General features: G+C 66.6%; 19 protein-coding genes. 16 read left to right on the top strand and 3 right to left on the bottom strand.

Annotated elements, in window-relative coordinates:
* Window positions 1-2: 2 nt before the first annotated feature.
* Both ACYQ4T_RS15510 and ACYQ4T_RS15505 read right to left on the bottom strand, forming a co-directional pair.
* On the bottom strand, window positions 3-1,454 hold the full coding sequence (locus ACYQ4T_RS15510) for a DUF2252 domain-containing protein (protein ID WP_459855820.1): 1,452 nt from the start codon (window positions 1,452-1,454) through the stop codon (window positions 3-5).
* Window positions 1,455-1,587: 133 nt separating this feature from the next.
* Entirely contained in the window at window positions 1,588-2,340 is a 753-nt protein-coding gene (locus ACYQ4T_RS15505) for a MarC family protein (RefSeq protein ID WP_459855818.1), read from the bottom strand.
* Window positions 2,341-2,504: 164 nt separating this feature from the next.
* On the opposite strand from ACYQ4T_RS15505, the gene ACYQ4T_RS15500 reads away from it, so the two are divergent.
* The 9 genes from ACYQ4T_RS15500 (at window position 2,505) to ACYQ4T_RS15460 (ending at window position 11,432) form a co-directional block, all read left to right on the top strand.
* Window positions 2,505-3,035 carry a GrpB family protein gene (locus ACYQ4T_RS15500; RefSeq protein ID WP_459855816.1) on the top strand — a complete coding sequence of 177 codons (531 nt, stop codon included), beginning with the start codon at window positions 2,505-2,507 and terminating at the stop codon, window positions 3,033-3,035.
* Between the two features lie 34 nt (window positions 3,036-3,069).
* Entirely contained in the window at window positions 3,070-3,651 is a 582-nt protein-coding gene (gene rbfA, locus ACYQ4T_RS15495) for a 30S ribosome-binding factor RbfA (RefSeq protein ID WP_459855814.1), read from the top strand.
* Entirely contained in the window at window positions 3,651-4,577 is a 927-nt protein-coding gene (gene truB / locus ACYQ4T_RS15490) for a tRNA pseudouridine(55) synthase TruB (RefSeq protein WP_459855812.1), read from the top strand. Before rbfA ends, truB begins: the two co-directional genes overlap by 1 nt.
* A 22-nt stretch (window positions 4,578-4,599) precedes the next feature.
* Window positions 4,600-4,869: a 30S ribosomal protein S15 gene (gene rpsO, locus ACYQ4T_RS15485; protein WP_459855809.1), complete on the top strand. Its 270-nt coding sequence runs from the start codon at window positions 4,600-4,602 to the stop codon at window positions 4,867-4,869.
* 230 nt (window positions 4,870-5,099) lie between these two features.
* Window positions 5,100-7,265, top strand: coding sequence for a polyribonucleotide nucleotidyltransferase (gene pnp, locus ACYQ4T_RS15480; RefSeq protein ID WP_459855807.1), 2,166 nt, complete (start codon window positions 5,100-5,102; stop codon window positions 7,263-7,265).
* A gap of 11 nt (window positions 7,266-7,276) precedes the next feature.
* Window positions 7,277-8,026 carry a glycerophosphodiester phosphodiesterase family protein gene (locus tag ACYQ4T_RS15475; RefSeq protein ID WP_459855804.1) on the top strand — a complete coding sequence of 250 codons (750 nt, stop codon included), beginning with the start codon at window positions 7,277-7,279 and terminating at the stop codon, window positions 8,024-8,026.
* A 151-nt stretch (window positions 8,027-8,177) separates the two neighbouring features.
* The gene (locus tag ACYQ4T_RS15470; protein ID WP_459855801.1) at window positions 8,178-9,578 is read left to right on the top strand and encodes an NAD(P)H-dependent flavin oxidoreductase; all 1,401 of its coding nucleotides are present in this window, start codon (window positions 8,178-8,180) and stop codon (window positions 9,576-9,578) included.
* 22 nt (window positions 9,579-9,600) lie between these two features.
* Window positions 9,601-10,506, top strand: a complete 906-nt coding sequence (locus tag ACYQ4T_RS15465) for a DMT family transporter (protein ID WP_459855799.1) — start codon at window positions 9,601-9,603, stop codon at window positions 10,504-10,506.
* Window positions 10,507-10,508: 2 nt separating this feature from the next.
* The gene (locus tag ACYQ4T_RS15460; RefSeq protein ID WP_459855797.1) at window positions 10,509-11,432 is read left to right on the top strand and encodes a DMT family transporter; all 924 of its coding nucleotides are present in this window, start codon (window positions 10,509-10,511) and stop codon (window positions 11,430-11,432) included.
* Here ACYQ4T_RS15460 and ACYQ4T_RS15455 read toward each other — a convergent pair.
* Window positions 11,407-12,120, bottom strand: coding sequence for a queuosine precursor transporter (locus tag ACYQ4T_RS15455; protein WP_459855794.1), 714 nt, complete (start codon window positions 12,118-12,120; stop codon window positions 11,407-11,409). The genes ACYQ4T_RS15460 and ACYQ4T_RS15455 overlap by 26 nt on opposite strands.
* Window positions 12,121-12,225: 105 nt before the next feature.
* Between ACYQ4T_RS15455 and queA the strand changes: the two genes are divergently transcribed.
* The 7 genes from queA (at window position 12,226) to ACYQ4T_RS15420 (ending at window position 20,712) form a co-directional block, all read left to right on the top strand.
* Window positions 12,226-13,374: a tRNA preQ1(34) S-adenosylmethionine ribosyltransferase-isomerase QueA gene (queA, locus tag ACYQ4T_RS15450; protein WP_459858017.1), complete on the top strand. Its 1,149-nt coding sequence runs from the start codon at window positions 12,226-12,228 to the stop codon at window positions 13,372-13,374.
* Window positions 13,371-14,486: a tRNA guanosine(34) transglycosylase Tgt gene (tgt, locus tag ACYQ4T_RS15445; RefSeq protein WP_459855791.1), complete on the top strand. Its 1,116-nt coding sequence runs from the start codon at window positions 13,371-13,373 to the stop codon at window positions 14,484-14,486. Before queA ends, tgt begins: the two co-directional genes overlap by 4 nt.
* On the top strand, window positions 14,483-15,298 hold the full coding sequence (locus tag ACYQ4T_RS15440) for a Cof-type HAD-IIB family hydrolase (protein WP_459855789.1): 816 nt from the start codon (window positions 14,483-14,485) through the stop codon (window positions 15,296-15,298). Before tgt ends, ACYQ4T_RS15440 begins: the two co-directional genes overlap by 4 nt.
* Before the next feature lie 10 nt (window positions 15,299-15,308).
* On the top strand, window positions 15,309-15,773 hold the full coding sequence (gene queF / locus ACYQ4T_RS15435; protein ID WP_459855786.1) for a preQ(1) synthase: 465 nt from the start codon (window positions 15,309-15,311) through the stop codon (window positions 15,771-15,773).
* 8 nt (window positions 15,774-15,781) lie between these two features.
* The gene (gene queG / locus ACYQ4T_RS15430; RefSeq protein ID WP_459855784.1) at window positions 15,782-16,903 is read left to right on the top strand and encodes a tRNA epoxyqueuosine(34) reductase QueG; all 1,122 of its coding nucleotides are present in this window, start codon (window positions 15,782-15,784) and stop codon (window positions 16,901-16,903) included.
* 179 nt (window positions 16,904-17,082) lie between these two features.
* On the top strand, window positions 17,083-18,810 hold the full coding sequence (locus ACYQ4T_RS15425; protein ID WP_459855782.1) for a caspase family protein: 1,728 nt from the start codon (window positions 17,083-17,085) through the stop codon (window positions 18,808-18,810).
* A 171-nt stretch (window positions 18,811-18,981) separates the two neighbouring features.
* Window positions 18,982-20,712: an SH3 domain-containing protein gene (locus ACYQ4T_RS15420; protein ID WP_459855780.1), complete on the top strand. Its 1,731-nt coding sequence runs from the start codon at window positions 18,982-18,984 to the stop codon at window positions 20,710-20,712.
* Window positions 20,713-20,731 lie beyond the last annotated feature (19 nt).

The raw sequence follows: 20,731 nt of genomic DNA, 5'->3' as shown, positions 1-20,731 counted from the left end.
GGCTACGCCTCGGTGTGGACCGCAATCTTTCCGGCGCGCACGGCTTTCTTCAGCATGGCGTGGTCGCGCTCCGCCTGGTCGGCATAGGCGACGGCGAACCGGCCCATCGCCGCGTCGAAATTGTCCTGACCACCCAGATAGCCGGCGATCTCCAGCTCCCGCGCGCTCGCCTTGGTATGGGCGCGGGCCAGAACCCAGCCGCACATCTTCGCGTAGAAGGACAGGGCCGCTGCGTCCATTGTCTCCACCAGCGGCTTGATCTTCACATCCCGCAGCTGGCGCATGTAGCCGCGCTTGCCGCCGCGCCCGGTCGCCCATCCCATGAACACATCCGTGGCCGGCTGCATCAGCCGCTGCCCCATGACCACGCGTTGGCCGGGATGCGGGTAAGCGCTCTTGCCCGCATAGGGCTCGAGCACGGATTGCCCGGCCTCCTTCCATTGCAGGAACAGCGGGTCGTTGTTGGCCGACATGAGCAAGATGACCAGGCACCTGGTGCCGACGCTGCCGATCCCGACCACCTTCACGGCACCGTCCACCAGTCGGTACTGGTCCAGCAGCATGCGCCGGTCCTCGGCCAGCGTCTTCTGATAGTCGCGCAGGCCAGCCTCCAGGAGCGCATGCCACTCGTCCGCGCTCATGTCGTCGGGATGAAATATCAGCGGCGGTGCATCATGGATCCGAATCTGGCCGCCGACCATGCCGGCGAGTTCGGGATAGACCAGCTCCGAGGAATTGTCGGCCGTCGCTTTCTTGATCCGGCCCTGCAGCGCGGCCCCATGGGACTTCCTGAGCGCCGCCGGCGCCGCCTCCACCAGGTCGTCGAGCGTGATGCGGGAATACCAGACATCGAGCGGGCTCATCTCCGAATAGGCCTCGAGATGCTTGCGATAGCTGCGCGCGCAGCTGGTCGCGATGTCGCGTCCCTTGGCATCCGGCAGGCCGATGCTGCGCGCTGCCAGCATGAAGGAGGTCGTCAGGCGCTTGAGGTCCCATTCCCAGGGCGCCTGCGCCGTCTCGTCGAAATCGTTGATGTCGAACAGGATGTTGCGCTCGGGCGTGGCGAAGCCGCCGAAATTCATCAGATGGCAATCGCCGCAGGCCTGGACATGGATTCCGGTGCTGGGCGTCCTGGCGAGGTCCGCCGCCATCACCGCGGCGGAGCCGCGGAAGAAGGTGAACGGCGATTGCAGCATGCGGCCGTAGCGGATCGGGAGCAGCTGCTTCACGCGACCCTGGTCGCCGGCGCGCAGGATGGCGAGTGCGTCGACCTTCTTGTCGCGCTTGAAGACGCCTTGGTCGTGGCGGGGAAGCTTGTCGCGGAGCGCCCTTCCCGCCGCGCGCAATGCGGCCGAGGGTCGATCCGGTCCCGGAACTTCGGAAGACCCTGCCGCCGCCGCGGCGGCCTGGACCGCGCCGTCTTTTGTGCGAGAGAGCGTCTGGTCTCTGCTCATCTTCTTCCTCATGATCTTTGCCGGCGCCGGTCAGGAGACTTCGGGCATGCCGGAATGGAATGACATCCGGGTTCGGCGGCCGAATCATTGACATGAGTCAACCTGGCGGAATCCCAGGGAACAGGATCTGCGTTCACGTGGGCAGTGGCCCGAGCAGCCCGATCGTGCGCAGGCCGCCCAGCATCAGCTGGACGCCGAGCGCCACCTGCATGACGCTCAGGACGGTGCCAATGATTTGCAGCGGCATCGTCCCGATCGCCTTGAGGATCCTGCGCGCATACAGCATGGCGAGGAGATCGAGCGCCATCACCCCGATCAACGCGGCGCCGACGCCGGCGACGTAGCGGAAGCTCGGGCTGATCGAGAGCACGATGATCAAGGTGGCGATGCCGTAGGGCGTCACGATGGTCGGGAATGCCAGGCGAATGGCGGCGCTGCCGGTCGGCGCAGCGGGATGCGCGGATTCCGTGTCGGTCGCGGGCGCGTATTGCTGCAGCACCTGCCGCAGCGCGACCAGGAACAGGATGAACCCGCCGGCAATCAGGAGCGCGCCCAGGGAAACGTTCCAGTTGTTGAGGATCGCGCGCCCGGCGCCGGCGGCGATCAGGGCGGTGGCGCTGGAGACGCCGAAAGCTTGGAATGCAAGCTTGCGGCAGGCGCTCTCCGACGCGTCCTTGGTCATCACGGCAAAGGGCGCGATGATCTTGATCGGGCCCAGCATGACGAAGAACAGGACGAAGACCTGGGAAAGGTCCGGAATCCGCACCGCCGGCCACTCGGGGGCGCCGGTGGCCTGCGCCTGCGCGGCCGCGCCAAGCGAGAACAGCGCCAGCGCGCCGATGGCCGCCGCCCCGATGATCCGGCCCGTTTCCCGCCAATGCAGCATCGCCGCGCCAGCTCCCTTATGGGGCCTAACAGATCGAGACCTGCCGTTCGACCGACGGCCGCGGGCAGTCTCCGGTGCCGCCGAGGCGCGCGGAAGTACTTTACGGTAACGGTCGGCGCCGCGCGAAGGTGGGCGCAGCGATCGGAAAGCGGTAGCATCGCCGGATGCTCAGCGCGTTTCCGGTCCGTCTCGTCGACTATCATCCCGACTGGCCGCGCCAGGCGATGGAGCGCATCGCGCGGCTGCGGGTGCTGGAGCCGGTGCTGCTCGCCGTGCATCACATCGGCTCGACCGCGGTGCCCGGGTTGATCGCGAAGCCGATCATCGATCTCATGCCGCTGGTCAGCGATCTCACCGCGCTGGATCTGGAGCGCGGGGCGGTCGAAGCGCTCGGCTATCGCTGGCATGGCGAAGTCGGCATTCCCGGGCGCCGGTACTGCACGGCGGAGATCGGGGATCGCCGCGTGGCGCAGCTCCATTTCTTCACCATGGGGTCGCCGGCGGCGCGCCGCCATCTCGCCTTTCGGGACTATCTGCGCGCCCATCCGGGCGCGGCCGCCGCCTATGCCGCGGTGAAGCGCCGCGCGCGGGACCTGCATCCCGGCGATTCCCATGCCTACGGCGCCGAGAAGCAGCCCTGGATCGACCAGGCGGAGGCGCAGGCGCTGGCCTGGTATTCCGCGCGGGGCGCTTGACTCGGGGAGCGATCCGGGCAATTGCAGCGCGGAAATGCCCAGAAAGAAGAAATCCTCCACCCCTACCGGACAGCGCCCCTTGCGGGTCGGCGAAGAGATTCGCCATGCGCTGTCGCATATCCTGACCTTCGAGATGGATCGGCTCGACGATCCCGATCTCTACGGCAAGAGCGTCACCGTGACCGAGGTCCGGATCAGCCCCGATCTCCGCAACGCGACCGCCTTCGTGGTGCCGCTGGGCGCCACGGTCGAGGGCTATGACGCCGGGCCGCTGATCAAGGCGCTCAATCGCGCCGCCGGCTATTTCCGCGGGATGCTGGCCAAGGAAGTGCGGCTGCAGTTCTCGCCGACCATCCGCTTCAAGCTCGACGAGAGCTTCGACGAGGCGAGCCGGATCGAAGCCGTATTGCACGACCCCGCCGTCGCCCGCGACCTCGCGCCCGATGGCGACGACGATGAGTTCGAGCTCGAAGACGACGATACTGCCGAAACAGACACACCCCCACCCCAACCCTCCCCCGATTCGGGGGAGGGGGATTCTTCTCCCGCCCCCGAATCGGGGGCGGGCCGGGGTGGGGGTGCGAAACACCGCCGGAACGACGAAGAAGAACACTGATGGCCCGGCGCAAGAAGGGCCAGAAGGTCGATGGCTGGGTGATCCTCGACAAGCCGGTCGGCATCACCTCGACCGCGGCGGTGGGGGCGGTGAAGCGGCTGTTCGATGCCCAGAAGGCCGGCCACGGCGGCACCCTCGACCCGCTGGCGAGCGGCGTGCTGCCGATTGCACTCGGCGAAGCCACCAAGACCATGTCCTTCGTCATGGACGGGGAAAAGTCCTACCGTTTTACTCTGAGATTCGGCGAAGCTCGCTCGACCGATGACGGCGAGGGCGAGGTGACCGCCCGTTCCGACCACCGGCCGACCGACGACGAGATCCGGGCGGTCCTGCCGCGGTTCACCGGCTCGGTCACCCAGGTCCCACCGGCCTTCTCGGCCATCAAGGTCCAGGGCGAGCGGGCCTATGACCTGGCCCGGGACGGGGAGGTGGTGGAGCTCGCGCCCCGGACCGTGGAAATCCACGATCTGACCCTCGTAGAACGGCCCGACCCGGACCATGCGACCTTCGCGGTAAAGTGCGGAAAAGGCACTTATATGAGGGCCTTAGCCCGGGATATCGCGCTGGCCTTGGGCTCGGTCGGTCACGTCTCAGCTCTGCGCCGGACGGGGGTCGGGCCCTTCACCGAGGCGGGGGCGATTTCGCTGGACCCCCTGAAGGCTTTGGGACATAGTCCCGCCGCTTTTAAGCACGTTTTGCCGATCGAGACCGCGCTGGACGACATCCCGGCGCTGGCCTTGACGGCCACCGAGGCGATACGCCTTCGGTCCGGACAACCGGTTGGGCTTCTCCACCGTCTAGACCGCGACCGTATCCGGGGATTTGCCCCGGGCGACATGGTTTGCGCCATGTCGGAAGGCAGGCTGGTTGCTTTGACCCGTTTCGAAGCAGGCGAGCTCGTCCCGGTGCGCGTGATGAACCTTTAGATTTCTCGAAAGGAGAAACCCGATGTCGATTACCGCAGAGCGGAAATCGGAAGTCATCAAGGAATACGCCAAGGGCGCCAACGACACCGGCTCCCCTGAAGTTCAGATCGCGATCCTCTCCGAGCGGATCAAGAATCTGACGGAACACCTGCAGGGCCACGAGAAGGATTTCCATTCCCGCCGCGGCCTGCTGGTCATGGTCGGACAGCGCCGTCGCCTGCTCGACTATCTCAAGAAGAAGAACAACGCGCGCTACACCGAGATCATCAGCCGTCTCGGCCTGCGCCGCTAACGACACCAGCAATCCCGTCCCTGCAAAGGGGCGGGATTGTCGCATTCAGGATCCCGCCCAATTACCGCGACCGGCAAGCGGGATCTTTCGGGGCCGGGCCGACGCAAGCAACGCATCACAAAACTTGAGCAGCGTTGCTTCCGCGGGTCCGGCGTCGCATCGGTCGCAACGCTGTATGAAACTCCCGCCGATCAATCTGGATGGGTCGGGAGTCTGAAAGGACTCAACGAATGTTCAAGATTTTCCGGAAAGAACTCAACTGGGGTGGCCGCAAGCTGGTGCTCGAGACCGGCCGCATCGCGCGCCAGGCCGATGGCGCCGTGCTCGCCACCTATGGCGATACCGTGGTGCTCTGCACCGCGGTCGGCGCCAAGGCGCCGAAGCCGGGCGTGGACTTCTTCCCGCTGACCGTCAACTACCAGGAGAAGACCTTCGCCGCGGGCAAGATCCCCGGCGGCTTCTTCAAGCGCGAAGGCCGCCCGTCCGAGAAGGAGATTCTCACCTCGCGCCTGATCGATCGCCCGATCCGCCCGCTGTTCCACGCCGCCTATCGCCATGAGACCCAGGTGGTCTGCACCACCCTCTCCCACGACATGGAGAACGATCCGGACATCGTCGCGCTGGTCGGCGCTTCCGCCGCGCTGACGCTCTCCGGCATCCCCTTCATGGGCCCGATCGGCGCCGCGCGCGTCGGCTACATCAACGGCGAGTACGTGCTGAACCCGAAGCTCAGCGACCTGCCGGAATCGAAGCTCGACCTCGTCGTCGCCGGCACTGCCGAGGGCGTGCTGATGGTCGAATCCGAGGCGCAGGAGCTTTCCGAGGACGTCATGCTGGGCGCCGTCAACTTCGGCCACCAGCAGTTCCAGCCGGTGATCAACGCGATCATCGAGCTGGCCGAGCAGGCGGCGAAGGAGCCCTGGGCCCTTGCCGACAAGGACCCCGCCGCCGAGGAAGTCTACAGCGCGTTGAAGGCGCAGTTCTCCGCGCCGCTCGCCGCCGCCTACAAGGTCACCGCGAAGCAGGACCGCACCAATCAGGTGGCCGACGTCAAGACCAAGGCCAAGGAAGCGATCGGCACCGACGAGAAGAAGGCCGAGCTGGTCGGCAAGCTCTTCAAGGAGCTCGAGAAGGACATCGTCCGCGGCAACATCCTCGACACCTCGAGCCGGATCGACGGCCGCGACCTGAAGACCGTGCGCCCGATCGTCTCGGAAGTCGGCGTGCTGCCGCGCGCCCACGGCTCGGCGCTGTTCACCCGCGGCGAGACGCAGGCCCTCGTCGTTGCCACCCTCGGCACCGGCCAGGATGAGCAGATCATCGACGCGCTCGCGGGCGAGTACCGCGAGAAGTTCATGCTGCACTACAACTTTCCGCCCTATTCGACCGGCGAAGCCGGCCGCATGGGCTCGCCGGGCCGCCGCGAGATCGGCCATGGCAAGCTCGCCTGGCGCGCCGTGCGCCCGATGCTCCCCGTGGGCGACGACTTCCCCTACACGCTCCGCGTCGTCTCGGAGATCACCGAATCCAACGGCTCCAGCTCGATGGCAACGGTTTGCGGCACCTCGCTCTCGCTGATGGACGCGGGCGTTCCGCTGAAGCGTCCGGTGGCGGGCATCGCCATGGGCCTGATCAAGGAAGGCGAGCGCTTCGCCGTCCTCTCGGACATCCTGGGCGACGAGGATCACCTCGGCGACATGGACTTCAAGGTGGCCGGCACCGACCAGGGCATCACCGCCCTGCAGATGGACATCAAGATCACGTCCATCACCGCCGAGATCATGAAGATCGCGCTGGAGCAGGCCAAGGGCGGCCGGCTCCACATCCTGGGCGAGATGGCGAAAGCCTTGACCGGCGCGCGCGACAGCGTGAACCAGAACGCGCCGCGCATCACCGTCATCAACATCCCGAAGGACAAGATCCGCGAAGTGATCGGCACCGGCGGCAAGGTGATCCGCGAGATCACCGAGATGACCGGCGCCAAGATCGACATCGAGGACGATGGCACGATCAAGGTCGCGGCGGTCGATGCCGCCGCCGCCGAGAAGGCGATCAACTGGATCAAGGGGATCGTGGCCGAGCCGGAGCAGGGCGTGATCTACGACGGCAAGGTCGTGAAGATCATGGACTTCGGCGCCTTCGTGAACTTCCTGGGCAGCCGCGACGGCCTGGTGCACATCTCCGAGCTCGCGCCGCAGCGGGTGAAGCAGGTCGGCGACGTCGTGCAGGTCGGCCAGGCGGTGAAGGTGAAGGTCATCGGCATGGATGACCGCGGCAAGGTGAAGCTCTCGATGAAGGTGGTCGATCAGGCGACCGGCGCCGACATCAGCGACCAGATCGCCAAGGAAGACGCCGAGCGCCGCGCCGCGCGCAACGCGGATCGTCAGGCGGAGTAGGAGACGCCCGCGTGGCGTTGCACCTGCCGCAGGTGATCGGGCATCGGGGTGCGGCCTTGGCCGCCCCCGAGAACACCCTGGAAGGCTTCCGCGAGGCGGCGAGGCAGGGCGCGAAGTGGGTCGAGTTCGACGTCGGTCTCTCGGCCGACGGCCAGTGTTTCGTGCTGCACGACGACACGCTCGACCGTACCACCAGCGGCAAAGGCCCGGCGCACCTGAAATCAATCGCCGAGCTTAAAGCCCTCGATGCCGGCTTCTGGTTTGGCCGGAAGTTCGAGGGTGCCAAGCTCCCGACCCTGGCCGAGACCATTGCACTCCTCAACGAACTCGACCTCATGGCCAATGTCGAGATCAAAGGCGACCCGGAGAAACGCCACGCCGCGCTGGCGAAGGCGGTGATGCAGGAGCTGCGCCAGCTCTGGCCCGCATCGAAGCCGAAGCCGCTCATCTCCAGCTTCGAGCTGGAATGCCTGCGCACGGCGCAGGCCGAGGCGCCGGAATTCCCGCGTGGCTATCTGATCTGGGGCCGCGAGGTCGATTGGCTGGCCAAGGCGCGCAGCGTTGCGGCCGCCACCATGAACATCGACAGCGACCATGCCACCCAGAGCTGGATGGCCGAGCTGCGCCAAGCCGGCTATGGCGTGCTGGTCTATACCGTCAATGCACCGGAACGCGCCGCGCGGCTGATCGAATGGGGCGCCGACGGCGTCTTCACCGACGCCCCCGGCGCCGTCTTGGCCCGCTTGGCCAAAGGCGTATAATTGACGGCTCTGCTTGAGCCGTCATCCCGGGGCTAGGCCCCGGGATCCACGCCTTGGAAGTCGCACCGTTGAAAGGCGTGGATGCCGGGACCAAGTCCCGGCATGACGGAGAATGAAGGACCATCGAGTCCATCTGCCTGGGAGTAAGAGTTTGAAGCCGCTGAACACGCTGAAGATGTCGGGGATCGATGTGCTGCCGCTGGTGGAAGGCGGCAAGGGCATTTCGGTGTCCAATGGCGAATCCTCCGGCGCCTGGGCGGCGGCCGGCGGCATCGGCACCTTCTCCGGCGTCAACGCCGATTCCTACGACGAGCACGGCAACCCGATCCCGCAGATCTACCACGGCAAGACCCGGCGCGAGCGCCATGAGGAGCTCTTGGCCTACGCGATCAAGGGCGGCATTACCCAGGCGAAGATCGCCTACGAGGCCTCCAACGGCCGCGGCCGCATCCACATGAACGTGCTCTGGGAAATGGCCGGGGCGGAGCGGGTGCTGCACGGCGTGCTCGAAGGCGCCAAGGGCCTGATCCATGGCGTGACCTGCGGCGCCGGCATGCCCTACAAGATCGCCGAGATCTGCGCCCATTACGGCATCCACTATTATCCGATCGTGTCGTCTGCCAGGGCTTTCCGCGCGCTCTGGAAGCGCGCCTATCACAAGTTCCACGACCTGCTCGGCGGCGTGGTCTACGAGGACCCGTGGCTGGCGGGCGGTCATAACGGCCTCTCCAATGTCGAGGACCCGAAGAAGCCGCAGGATCCCTATCCGCGCGTGCTCGAGCTCAGACAGCTGATGCGCGACGAATGCGGCCTCGCCGAGACGCCGATCATCATGGCGGGCGGCGTCTGGTACCTGCGTGAATGGGCCGACTGGATCGGCAACCCGGAGATGGGGCCGATCGCCTTTCAGTTCGGCACAAGGCCGCTGCTCACCCAGGAGAGCCCGATCTCCGACGCCTGGAAGCAGCGCCTGCTGCACTTGAACGAGGGCGACGTGTATCTCAACCGCTTCAGCCCGACCGGTTTCTATTCGTCGGCGGTCAGCAACCCGTTCCTCGACGAGCTGAAAGCGCGGGCCGAGCACCAGGTCGCCTACAGCCAGAACAAAGTCGGCGAGCATGAATGGCCCTTCCCGGTCGGCGCCCGCGGCCGCTTGGTCTACTTGACCGCGGCCGACAAGCTCCGGGCCCAGAGCTGGGTCGACCAGGGCCTGACCGAGGCGCTCCGCACGCCGGATTCCACCCTGATCTTCGTGACCCCCGCGAAGGCCAACGAGATCCTGACCGACCAGATCAACTGCATGGGCTGTCTTTCGGCCTGCAATTTCTCCAACTGGTCGCAGAACGAGCAGGGCACCACCGGCCGCAAGGCCGATCCCCGCAGCTTCTGCATCCAGAAGACGCTGCAGGAGATCAGCCACTCGGACAAGATCGACGACCAGCTGATGTTCGCCGGCAACAAGGCCTATCGCTTCAAGGACGATCCCTTCTACGCGAACGGCTTCATCCCCACCGTCAAGCAACTGGTCGAGCGCCTGGTCACCGGCGACTAGTCACCAGTAAGGATCACCCACCTTGTCCCGATCGCATGCCGGATCGCTCCTGCTGCTGCTCGGCCTTGCCGTCTGCTGGGGTTACAATTGGGTGGTGATGAAGATCGGTCTGGCGGATGCCGGTCCGGTCGCCTTCGCCGCGATCCGCTGCCTCGGCGGCGCGATCATCCTGGGGTTGGTGCTGCTCGCTCTCCGGCGCAGCTTCAAGATCGTCGAGCCCTGGACCGTGGCCTTAATAGGCCTGCTTCAAACGGCGTTGGCGCAAGGCCTGATCGCCATGGCGCTCCACGGCGGCCAGGCCGGCAAGAGTGCCGTGCTCAACTACACGCTGCCCGTCTGGGTGATGATCCTCGGCTTCCTGTTCCTGAAAGAACGGCCGCGTCCGATGCAATGGCTGGCGACCTTGGTGGCCTTCACCGGCGTCATGGTGATGACCTTCCTGAACGGCAAGGCGGTTTCGTGGGAGCCGATCGTCTTCGCGCTCTCGGCCAGCATCTGCTGGGGCGCCGGCACCATCGTGACCCAGGCGCTGATGCGCCGTCACAGCGGCCGGATCGACGCGCTGACGCTGACCGCCTGGCAGCTCTGCATCGGCGGGGTGGTGCTGACCGCACTGGCCTTCATCGTACCGGAAGCGCCGCTGCACTGGACCACCAGCCTCGTCCTGGCGCTGATCTACAATGTCGGCCCGGCGAGCGCCGTGGCCTTCCTGCTCTGGTTCATGCTGCAGCAGCGGATCGAGGCCAACGTGCTCTCGCTGATCGTGTTGATCGTGCCGCTGGTCGGCATCGCCGCCGGCTGGCTGCAGCTGGGCGAGCGGCCGACCGGGCCCGACGCCGTCGGCATGGCGCTGATCCTGACCGGGATCGCCGTCATGGTTCTGAGCCAGCGCAAGAAGCTGCCGGTCACCGCCCAGGCCGAGGGCTGACGATGGCAAGCGACGTCCGCAGCCGGACGCTGTCGCCGAGCATGTCGCTCATCATCATCGTCGGCCTCTCGATCATCTGGGGCTATCACTGGGCGGTGATGAAGATCGGCCTCTATTATTGCGGCGGCATGACCTACACCGCGATCCGCTGCATCATCGCCGCGCCCCTGATGCTGGCGATCGTGAAGCTGCGCGGCGGCAGCCTGCGTCTCAAATCACCGAAGGCCGCGATCATCGTCGGCATCGTGCAGACCGCCGGCAATTTCGGCCTCGGCGCCATCGCCGTGAAGTTCGGCGAGGCGGGCAAGAGCGCCGTCCTCACCTACACCATGCCCTTCTGGGTGCTGCTGCTCGGCTTCCTCTTCCTCGGCGAGCGCGCGGGGCCGCGGCGCTGGATCGCCGCTTCTCTCGCCGGCGTCGGCACCTTGCTGGTGGCGCTGGCCGGTGGCGTCGCGCAATTGATGCCGGTGCTGCTCGCGATCATCGCCGGCGTCTGCTGGGCGAGCGGCGTGCTGCTCTACCAGCATTTCCACAAGAAGCACGGCGACGAGCCGACGGTCTTCGCCGCCTGGCAGCTCCTGGTCGGCGGCCTCTCGATGGGCCTCTTCATCCCCTTCGTGCCCGGCGAGCACGCGATCCAATGGACCTGGCCCTTCATCGGCGCGCTCACCTATACGACGCTGCTCGCGACCGTGGTCGCGGTCTATCTTTGGTTCCTGCTGATCTCGCGCCTGGAAGCCGGCATGGTGGCGCTCGGCGTGCTGCTGGCACCGGCGATCGGCCTCGCATCGAGCTGGATCCAGCTCGCCGAACGCCCGGCGCCGCTGGAGGCCACAGGCTTGGGCATCATCCTCTTCGCCATCGCCTTCTTCGCCTGGGCGGAGTGGCGGCGGGCGAGGGCTAATCCGCCAGCGCGAACGGGTTGAACTTGGTGTCCCGGTCGTAGACGTCGACGCCTTCGTGGCGCTTCAGATAATTCACCACCAGATAGGTGAGCGGCGTCGCCGCGGTCTCGTAGGCGACCTTGAACAGCCATTGAAAGATGATGAGGCTCAGCAGCGCCTCGTTCGGCATCCAAGGCTCGCCGTAGAAAGCGAGGGTGCAGAAGATGGCGCTGTCGCAGCCTTGGCCGACGATGGTCGAGCCGATCGTGCGGCTCCAGAGATAGCGACCCGCGGTCCAGACCTTCATCTTGGCGAGGATGGTGGAGTTCACGAACTCGCCCACCAGATAGGCGGCGAAGGAGGCGCCGAGGATGCGGAACTGGGTGCCGAGGATCGCGTCATAGGCGCCCTGGTCGTGCCATTCCGGGTTGGCCGGGAGCTGCTGGCCGAGATAGATCGCCGCCGCGGCGAAGAGATTGCAGCCGAAGCCGATCCAGATCGCCTTGCGCGCCCGCTTGAAGCCATAGACCTCGGTCAGCACGTCGCCGAGGATATAGGTGACCGGGAAGATCAGGTCGGCGGCCTGCAGCGTCACCGGATAGCCGAACACGGTGAAGGGCGAGATCATCTTCACCGCGATCACGTTGGAGATCAGCAGGTCGGCGACGAAGAACGCCACCACCGCGACATACAGCGTGGAATGTTCGGCCTTGGGAAGCTTGGTTTGCATCGAGGTCTCGGGGGTCCAATCGGGCGGCCCAAACGGGCGGATCTGGGTTGAATTTCCGGGGGTGGCTTTCCCGAACGCGCGCTGTTATAGCCCCGCGCAATGGGCCTGAAAACCGCCGATTTCGACTTCCCCCTGCCCCCGGACCGCATCGCGCAACACCCGGCAAAGCCCAGGGATTCCGCGCGTTTGCTGGTGGTCGGGGCGGCGCTGGAGGATCGGTCGGTCCGCGAGCTGCCGGGGATCCTCCGGGCCGGGGACCTGATGATCGTCAACGACACCAAGGTGATCCCGGCCCAGCTCGAAGGCCGCAAGGGCGAGGCCCGGATCGAGGTCACCCTGATCCGCCGCTCGGCCGAGGATGCCCGGGAGTGGGACGCTTTCGCCAAGCCGGGGAAGAAGCTGAAGCTGGGGGATGTCGTCACGTTCGGTGCGAGTCATCAGTCGCACCCCCTCCCAACCTCCCCCGAAGCCGGGGGAGGGGCGCAGCGAGACCGTCCTTTCCCTCCCCCGTCTTCGGGGGAGGGCTGGGGAGGGGGTGCCGCCGCACTGACGGCAACCATTCTTGAAAAGAAAGACTCCGGCGAAATCTCCCTCCGCTTCGACTGCGCCGAGACCGAGGTCATGGCCGCACTCCACAGCATCGGTTCGATGCCGCTGCCGCCCTATATCCGCAAGCTGCGGGCTGTCTCGGCCGAGGACGATGCCGATTACCAGACCATCTTCGCCGCGCGCGAAGGCGCCGTCGCCGCGCCGACCGCGGGTCTCCACTTCACGCCCGCGCTCCTCGCCGCACTGGAGCAGCGCGGCGTCGAACAGGCGCGGGTGACCCTGCATGTCGGTGCCGGCACTTTCCTGCCGGTCAAGGTCGACGACATCGCCGAACACAAGATGCATGCGGAATGGGGCGAAGTCTCGGCCGCGACCGCCGCGGCCTTCAACCGCGCCCGTGCCGAAGGCCGGCGCATCGTCGCCGTCGGCACCACCTCGCTGCGCCTGCTGGAAAGCGCGCTCGATACGCAAGGCAAGCTGCAGCCCTTCGCGCGCGAGACCGATATCTTCATCCATCCGGGAAAGACCGTGCGTTCCGCCGATCTGCTGCTGACCAATTTCCACCTGCCGAAATCGACGCTCTTCATGCTGGTCTGCGCCTTCGCCGGCACCGAGAAAATGCGCGCGGCCTACCAGCACGCGATCGACAGCGGCTACCGCTTCTTCTCCTACGGCGATGCCTGTCTTTTGGAGAATGCCGCGTGAGTCATTTCCAGATCCTCGCCACCGACGGCAAGGCGCGGCGCGGCCAGCTCAAGACCGCCCATGGCATCGTCAACACGCCGGCCTTCATGCCGGTCGGCACCGCGGGCACGGTGAAGGCGATGCTGCCGGAATCGGTGAAGGCGACCGGCGCCGAGATCATCCTCGGCAACACCTACCACCTGATGCTGCGCCCGGGCGCCGAGCGGGTCGCGCATTTCGGCGGCCTGCACAAGTTTGCCAACTGGCCGGGGCCGATCCTGACCGATTCCGGCGGCTTCCAGGTCATGAGCCTGTCGCAGCTCCGCAAGATCACCGAGGAGGGCGTCGCCTTCCGCTCGCATATCGACGGCGCGAAGATCATGCTGACCCCGGAACGCTCGATCGAGATCCAGCGCCTGCTCGATGCCGACATCACCATGTGCTTCGACGAATGCACGCCCTTCCCGGCAACCGAGCAGCAGGCCGCGGATTCCATGCGCCTCTCGATGCGCTGGGCCGCGCGCAGCCGCAAGGCCTTCCGGGAACGCGCGGGCTATCACCAGTTCGGCATCGTGCAGGGTGGGATCTACCGGGACCTGCGCGAAGAGTCGGCGAAGACGCTGGGCGAGATCGGCTTCGAAGGCTATGCGATCGGCGGCCTCGCCATCGGCGAGGGCCAGCAGGAGATGTTCCGCGTGCTCGACTTCACGCCGGATTTCCTACCCCAGGATCGGCCGCGCTACCTGATGGGTGTCGGCCGTCCGGAGGACATCGTCGGCGCGGTCCAGCGCGGCATCGACATGTTCGACTGCGTGATGCCGACGCGCTCGGGCCGCACCGGCCTCGCCTTCACCCGGCGCGGCGAGCTCAACATGCGCAACGCCCGCCACGCCGACGACACCGGTCCGATCGATCCGGATTGCACCTGCCCGGCCTGCCGCAACTATTCGCGCGGCTATTTCCACCATCTGATCAAGGCCAAGGAGATGCTGGGGCCGATGCTGCTGACCTGGCACAACCTGCATTATTATCAGGAAGTGATGCAGGGCCTGCGCCGTGCGATCGAGGCCGGAAATCTCGATGCCTTCGTCGCCGACTTCCACGCCCAACGAGCGGAAAGCGAGAAAGAGTGACCGACATCCAGTTGATCGCCAGCGACCTCGACGGAACCTTGCTGCGCCATGACGGCAGCCTCTCGCCACGCACCGTCGCCGCGGTCAAGGCGGCCGTCAAGGCCGGCTTCCAGATGGTGCTGGCCAGCGGCCGCCCGCCGCGCACGATGCAGCCGATCGCGGATCAGCTCGGGCTCAAGAACATAGGGGTCGCCTCCAACGGCGCCATTCTCTACGATTTCGATAGACAGGCCGTGATCGAGAACCGGCATGTGCCGCGCGATGTCCTGAAAAGCATCATCCTGCGCCTGCGCGAGCGCGAGCCGAGCGTCTGCTTCGCCACCGAGCACGGCCATCATGTCGGCACCGAGCCGCATTTCCCGCGGCCCGATACCTGGGTCAGCGGAATCGCACCGAAGATTGGCGACATCGACGCGCTCTGCGCCGAGGACGTGATCAAGCTCGCGGTGCATCACCCCGATCACGCGGTGGAGACCTTGGCGGAGCTGGTCCGCGCCGTCGCGGGCAACGAACTCTCGGTGACCTTCTCCGGCATGCATTTCGTCGAAGTGGCCGCGGCCGGGGTCTCGAAGGCACTCGGCCTCGCCGATGCATGCAAGCGGCTCGGCGTCGACCCTAAGAACGTGGTGGCCTTCGGCGACATGCCGAACGATCTCGCGATGCTCTCCTTTGTCGGCCGCGGCGTCGCCGTCGGCAACGCCCATCCCGACGTGATGGCGGAAGGTTACGAAACCACCGGCACGAATGACCAGGACGGCGTCGCCCAGGTCATCGAGGCGCTGGTCGCGGCCCGCTCGAAGGCCGCGGAGTAGGAGACACGCAATGGCCAAGTCGAAATACACCGCCCTCACGCAGCTCGGCGCGAAGAGCGATCTGCCGGCCGAACCCAGCGTCAAGACCCTGGAGCGCGTGCCCAACCCGCATCCGCGTGAGAATTACACCGTGCGATTCACCGCGCCGGAATTCACCTGCCTCTGCCCGGTCACGGGGCAGCCGGACTTCGCGCATTTCGTCATCGACTACCTGCCCGGCAAATGGCTGGTCGAATCGAAGTCGCTGAAGCTCTATCTCCATTCCTACCGCAACCATGGCGGCTTCCACGAAGGCACCACGCTCGACATCGCCAAGGACCTGATCCAGGCGATCGCGCCCAAATGGATCCGCATCGGCGGCTATTGGTATCCGCGCGGCGGCATGCCGATCGATGTCTTCTTCGAGAAGGGCAAGAAGCCGGCCGATCTATGGGTGCCGGATCAGAAGGTCGAGCCCTACCGCGGTCGGGGATAGCGCGGAGCATGAGCCTCCGCGACGCCATCCGCAGCAAAGCCCTGGAGCTCGGCTTCGATGCCGTGGGCTTTGCCAAGGCGGAACTCGCGCCGGAAGCACAAGAGAATCTCAAGACCTTCATCGCCCAGGGCCTGCATGGCGAGATGGATTGGATGCCCGCCAAGGCGGATCGCCGCGGCGATCCCAAGTTGCTCTGGCCCGAGGCGAAAAGCGTCGTCGTCCTCGGCCTGAATTACGGACCCGAAGAAGCGCCGCTCGATCTGCCGGGCGACTGCGCCAACATCTCGGTCTATGCGAGGCACCGCGACTACCACGACGTGCTGAAGAAGAAGCTGAAAGCCCTCGGCCGCTGGATTGCCGACACCCACAAGACCGAGGTGAAGGTCTTCGTCGATACCGCGCCGGTGATGGAAAAGCCGCTCGCGCAAGCCGGCGGCATCGGCTGGCAGGGCAAGCACACCAACCTGGTCTCGCGCGATCTCGGGTCCTGGCTGTTCCTCGGCGAGGTGTTCCTCGCCATCGACCTCGAAGCCGAGGCGCCTGAAAGCGATCATTGCGGCGCATGCCGGCGCTGCCTCGATGCCTGCCCGACACAGGCCTTCCCCGCGCCCTATCGGATCGATGCGCGGCGCTGCATTTCCTACCTCACCATCGAGCATAAGGGCGCGATCCCGCGCGAGCTCCGGCCGTTGATCGGCAACCGGATCTATGGCTGCGACGTCTGCCTCGCCGTCTGCCCCTGGAACAAATTCGCCCAGGCCGCAGTGCAGCCGGAGCTGAAAGCCCGCGCCGATCTCACTGCGCCGGCGCTGGCCGAGCTGGCAACGCTGGACGACGCGGCCTTCCGCCAGCGCTTCGCCGGCTCGCCGGTGAAGCGGATCGGCCGCGATCGGTTCCTGCGCAACGTCCTGATCGCCATCGGCAACAGCGGTGCCGGGGCGCTGAAGGCCGCCGCCCGGCCGCATCTTGCCGACCCCTCGCCCCTCGTCCGCGAGGCCGCGGTCTGGGCCCTGGGACGGCTTTGCTCGTCGGCCGAGATGCGGGCGCTCAAGCCCGCCGCAGAAGACCCCCATTTGGGGGTGGCCGAGGAATGGCGCATCGGCATGGATGAAAGCGCGGCCTTGCGCTGAGGCCGTCAAAGCACCGCCGCTGTCAATTTAGGGTTAAATTTCTTGCACTTGAGTGTGGGGCAGCAGCCCCGGCTCGGCTATGAGCTGGTGCCGAATAGGCCTATAATCTTCGCCATTCCTCTGGACTTTTTTCGCGGTTCGGTCGTTTCAGCGCGCCGGCCGCGCGGGACCTGACAGTCATGAAGCTTTCCTTCTCTCGGCGTCGCGTGAAAGCCTTGGGCGCTCTGAGCGCCGGCTGTGCGCTCGCGTTCGGGTTGGTCTTCGCGGATCCGGCGCTGGCCGAGCCGCGCGTCGCGCTGGTCATCGGCAACTCGGCCTATCAGGGCGGCTTGCCGGCGCTGCCCAATCCCGCCAACGACGCCAAGCTGATGGTCAAGACGCTGAAGAGCGTCGGCTTCGACGTGGTCGAGGCGGAGGATGCCAGCGCGGACCAGATCAAGCAGGCGATCGCCGCGTTCAGCAAGAAGCTGGCGGCGGCGGGCTCCGAAGGCACGGGTCTCTTCTTCTATGCCGGTCACGGCGTGCAGGTGGCCGGCGAGAATTACCTGATCCCGGTCGACGCCAAGCTCGAACGCGAAGCCGATGTGGCGCTGCAGGCGGTCGCCGCCTCGACGGTGCTGCAGCAGATGGATTTCGCCGGCAGCGCGGTGAACATCATCATCCTCGATGCCTGCCGCAACAACCCGCTGCCGAGCTCCGCCCGCAGCGCCAGCCGCGGCTTGGCCGAGATCAAGGCGACGCCGCGCGGCAGCTTCATCGCCTATTCGACCGCGCCGGGCTCGACCGCCGCGGACGGCGACGGCGTCAACAGCCCCTATACAACGGCCCTGGCGGAGGTCATCACCCAGCCCGGCCTCTCCATTGCCGACGTGTTCCAGGAAGTGCGCACCAAGGTGCTGGCCTCGACTGGCAACACGCAGACGCCCTGGGATTCCTCCTCGCTCACCGGCCGCTTCTATTTCAAGCCGCCGGAGGCGGGGCAGGTGGCTGCGCTCACCCCGGCCCCGGCAACGCCCGCCGCCCCCGCCGCGGATGATCCCTTGGCCGTGGAAAAGACCTATTGGGACAGCGTCGCCGACGGCAGCGATTCGGATGCCATCGAACTCTATCTGCTGAAATACCCCAACGGCCTCTATGTCGAGCGTGCGAAGGCCAAGCTCGCGGAGCTGAAGGGGGGCAGCACCCAGGTCGCGAGCGCTGATGCGGGGCAGACCGCATCGAAACAACCCGATGCCGCCGCGCAGACCATGGCCAAGCCGGCGGCGGGGCCCAGCTTCATCGGGCAGAACCAGACCGTCTATGCCAAGGACGGCGGCCAGGTGCGCGCCGAGCCGAGTTCCAAGGCGCAGATGCTCTCCAAGCTGCCGACCAATGCCGAAGTGACGGCGTCGGGCATCTCGACCGACGGCAAGTGGTGGCGTGTGGTGCTGGCCGACGGCCAGACCGGCTTCATGCACAACAGCGTGGTCTCCGAGCAGCCGGTGCAGATGGCTTCCGCCGCACCGGCGCAACCGGCCCAGCCGCAGACCCTCGGCGCCGAGGCCCTCGTGCCGGTTGCCGCGTCGGAACCGCAGCCTTCCGTGCCGCAAGGCAACGATGTGGCCCAGCAGTTTCTGTCGCAGGCGGCCAGTCAATTCGGGATCACCATCCCGCAGGGGCAGCCCATGCCGCAGCCCCAGCCGCAGCAAACGGCGTCTTCGCTGTCCTTCAACGACATCTACAAGACCATCAACGTCCGCGCCGGCACCATGATCTTCGACGCCGCGGGCGGCCAGCCGATCTTTCAGGCGAAGCAGGGCGGGCCGCTGATCGCCACCGCGCAGAGCAGCGACGGGCGCTGGTACAAGGTCTCCCTCCCGACCGGGCGCGGCGAGGGTTATGTCCCGATGCAATCCGTTGTAAAGTAAGGCCGCCGGCTCCGGCGGTCGGGGCGGGCACCGGGGGAGGACCGGGCGATGCGTGCCTTGGCCGGCCGCGCCCTGTTGAGCATCCTGTTATGCGGTTGGCTCTGCGTCACCGGCGTGAGCTACGCGCTCGGGTCAACGACCGCCACCGATCAGCAGGGAGCGACGTTCCGAATGAATCCGAAGCTTGCATGGTCTTTCGCGCTGCTCCTGGCGGCGTCGTTTCCGAGCCTGCCCGCGAGCGCCGACCCATCCGCAGCGATGCCCGTCCAGACCGTTCAAGCGCAGAGCGAGCTCGATTACTGGAATGCGATCAAGGACAGCAAGCAGGCCGAGGACTACCAGGGCTATCTCGACAAATACCCCAACGGCAACTTCGCCGATCTCGCCAAGCTGCGGGTGAAGAAATACACGGTGGCGGCGCCGGCAGCCGCACCGGCCGAGCCGGCGGCGGATCCGCAGCAGCAGGACATCGCCTACTGGAACTCGATCAAGTCCAGCAAGAACGCCGACGACTACAAGGCCTATCTCGAGAAATACCCGAACGGCGAGTTCGTCGATCTCGCCAAGCTCAGGGTCGAGCAATACGGCGCCCCGGCGCCGGCCGCCCCAGCGGCCGCCGTCGAGCAACCGGCCCAGCCCGCCGCCATCGAGCCTCCCGCAAACGAGCCTGCTGCCGTCGCACCGGCACTGACCTTCGTCGCGCAGAATGCGACGCTCTATGCCACCAACGGCGGCCAGGTACGGGCCGAGCCGGATTCCAAGGCGGCGCTGGTCACCAAGCTGAAGACCAATACCGAGGTGAAAGCGACCGGTCTTTCCACCGACGGCAAGTGGTGGCGGGTTGAGGTCGCCGGGCAGGGCGGCTACATGCACCGCTCGGTGCTGAGCGAGAAGCCGGTCGCCGTCGCGCAGAAGAAGAAGGCTGAGCCGGCTGCCGCGCCGGAACCGACCGGCCCTGACGAGGAGATCTGCAAGCCGACCTCCGCGGCCTCGGGCAACGGTCGCGTCGCCGCCTGCGAGCGCCTGGTCGCCAAGGCAACCGATGACAAGGCGAAGATCGCGGCCTTGGGCGATCTCGCCGCGGCGCTCAACCAGGCGAAGCGCCGCGACGAGGCAATCCGCAAATACGAGCAGGCCGCTGTCCTGGCGCCGCGCGATCCCTCGATCTACACCCGGATCGGCCTGGTGCGGCTCGACCAGCGCCGCTTCCCGGAAGCGCGCGCCGCCTTCGAGAAGGCGGCTCAGCTCGACAACCAGGACAGCGACATCGTCTTTTACCGCAGCCTCTCCTATATCGGGGTCGGCGATTTCGAGAAGGCGAAGCTCGAGGTCGAGCGCGCCTTGCTGGTGCCCAACGACCCGGCGCTCTATTACGAGAAGCTGGGCGAGATCAACATCGCGCGCGGCGATCTCGCCGCGGCCAAGGTTGCGCTCGAGCGCGGCAGCGCCGCCGATGCCAACCGGCGCTCCTTGATCCTGGCGGCGGTGAACTACTTCACCGGCAACAACGACGCCGCGGCGAGCCAGGCGTCGGCCTCCAGCGCGCCGACCGCGCCGCTCTGGGCCGCGCTCGCGAAGAAGGCGAAGGGCGATGCCGGCGGGGCCACTGCCGCGCTCGAAAGCGGCAAGGGCGCCTCGGGCGAGGCCTGGCCGGGACCGATCTATGACACGCTCTCCGGCGCCACCCCGCTCGCGAAGGCCAAGGCGGCGGCGAAGGACCGCGACGCCAACACCGGCTTCGAGCAGCTCTGCGCCTTGAACTTCTTCGCCGGCGAATGGGCCTATCTCTCCGGCGACAAGGACGCGGCGCGTAGCGCACTGCAGGCGGCGGTGGCAACCCGCGCCTATTGGACGCTGGAATTCGCCGCGGCCAAGGCCCGGCTCGCCAATATGGGCGGCTAAGGACATCCGGACCGGTTCT

This window comes from Dongia sp. agr-C8 (assembly GCF_054658695.1).
The sequence above is the reverse complement of the archived record's forward strand: the minus strand, read 5'-3'. Positions and strand labels throughout refer to the sequence as shown.

Coding starts and splice junctions, on each gene's coding strand:
- rbfA (WP_459855814.1), top strand. CDS start 3,070: ATGCCCAGAAAGAAGAAATCCTCCACCCCTACCGGACAGCGCCCCTTG.
- ACYQ4T_RS15500 (WP_459855816.1), top strand. CDS start 2,505: ATGCTCAGCGCGTTTCCGGTCCGTCTCGTCGACTATCATCCCGACTGG.
- ACYQ4T_RS15460 (WP_459855797.1), top strand. CDS start 10,509: ATGGCAAGCGACGTCCGCAGCCGGACGCTGTCGCCGAGCATGTCGCTC.
- ACYQ4T_RS15425 (WP_459855782.1), top strand. CDS start 17,083: ATGAAGCTTTCCTTCTCTCGGCGTCGCGTGAAAGCCTTGGGCGCTCTG.
- ACYQ4T_RS15455 (WP_459855794.1), bottom strand. CDS start 12,120: ATGCAAACCAAGCTTCCCAAGGCCGAACATTCCACGCTGTATGTCGCG.
- ACYQ4T_RS15510 (WP_459855820.1), bottom strand. CDS start 1,454: ATGAGCAGAGACCAGACGCTCTCTCGCACAAAAGACGGCGCGGTCCAG.
- queF (WP_459855786.1), top strand. CDS start 15,309: ATGGCCAAGTCGAAATACACCGCCCTCACGCAGCTCGGCGCGAAGAGC.
- truB (WP_459855812.1), top strand. CDS start 3,651: ATGGCCCGGCGCAAGAAGGGCCAGAAGGTCGATGGCTGGGTGATCCTC.
- ACYQ4T_RS15420 (WP_459855780.1), top strand. CDS start 18,982: ATGAATCCGAAGCTTGCATGGTCTTTCGCGCTGCTCCTGGCGGCGTCG.
- pnp (WP_459855807.1), top strand. CDS start 5,100: ATGTTCAAGATTTTCCGGAAAGAACTCAACTGGGGTGGCCGCAAGCTG.
- rpsO (WP_459855809.1), top strand. CDS start 4,600: ATGTCGATTACCGCAGAGCGGAAATCGGAAGTCATCAAGGAATACGCC.
- ACYQ4T_RS15505 (WP_459855818.1), bottom strand. CDS start 2,340: ATGCTGCATTGGCGGGAAACGGGCCGGATCATCGGGGCGGCGGCCATC.
- queG (WP_459855784.1), top strand. CDS start 15,782: ATGAGCCTCCGCGACGCCATCCGCAGCAAAGCCCTGGAGCTCGGCTTC.